This is a genomic window from Flavilitoribacter nigricans DSM 23189 = NBRC 102662 (assembly GCF_002646595.1).
Classification (GTDB): Bacteria; Bacteroidota; Bacteroidia; order Chitinophagales; family Saprospiraceae; genus Flavilitoribacter; species Flavilitoribacter nigricans.
Genome location: NZ_PDUD01000125.1, coordinates 1 through 939, shown reverse-complemented (window position 1 = coordinate 939; position 939 = coordinate 1). Strand labels below are relative to the sequence as shown.

Below are 939 nucleotides of genomic sequence, written 5' to 3'. Positions count from 1 at the left end.
AGAGACTGTTTTAAAACCTACTCGTAAATAATACAAGATGTACTCAAAACGGAGAATTTTGTGGTGCTGAATCATAAAACAATCCGAAATGAGTACATCACAATATAAGGCCAAACGGGCCAAGTATCCAAGTGACATGACCAAGCATGGCTGGAAAAAACTTAAGGAGTTACTCCCAGCCTCCAACTCAGGTACGGCGAAGGGTGGTCGTCCGCCAGTAGAGCTCAAAGAAGTGATTAACGGTATTTTTTATGTGGTCAAAAATGGCTGTACTTGGCGCAGTCTTCCTCATGACTTTCCAAATTGGAATACCGTCTATGGTTACTTTCGAAACTGGAGTTTAAATGGGACCTGGGAATGGATTAATGCCTGGTTTGTAAAGAAAACTCGTCGCAGGAGCGGTAGAAAAAACCGTCCGAGTGCAGCCAGCCTAGATTCTCAATCCGTCAAAAGTACTTCTGTGGGCGGGCCAGATCGAGGATTTGATGCAGGTAAAAAGACCAAAGGGCGTAAACGTTTCATTCTGACTGATTCCCAAGGACTGCTATTGGCCGCAATGGTTTGTGCCGCCAGTGTTTCGGAAAAGGCCGGAGCTATGAAATTCCTCAAACGTATTAAAAAGGTAAAATGCCTTCGACACTTATGCACAAGAATAAAGCTGGTTTGGGTTGATGGCGGCTACCGAGGCGAAGAACTGTCCGATTGGGTAATGAAAATCTGGGGATGGATTTGGCAGGTGGTTTTGCGCCAGGAGGATACCAAAGGCTTTGTGCTATTACCACGCAGATGGGTCGTAGAAAGAACGTTTGGGTGGTTGCATCATGCTAGGCGTTTGAGTAAGGATTATGAATATAATCCAAAACATAGTCGAAGTATGATTTATATTGCCTCTATCAGATTATTGATGCGGCGTAATTATTAGGTTTTAAAACAGTCTCT

At 43.8% G+C, this 939-nt stretch carries 1 protein-coding gene; it reads left to right on the top strand.

Annotated elements, in window-relative coordinates; all coding sequences use genetic code 11:
• Window positions 1-88: 88 nt before the first annotated feature.
• Entirely contained in the window at window positions 89-922 is an 834-nt protein-coding gene (locus tag CRP01_RS41700) for an IS5 family transposase (RefSeq protein ID WP_099156028.1), read from the top strand.
• Window positions 923-939 lie beyond the last annotated feature (17 nt).

Bases quoted from the DNA above. Each gene is read 5' to 3' on its own strand.
- CRP01_RS41700 (WP_099156028.1), top strand. From the start codon at position 89: ATGAGTACATCACAATATAAGGCCAAACGGGCCAAGTATCCAAGTGAC.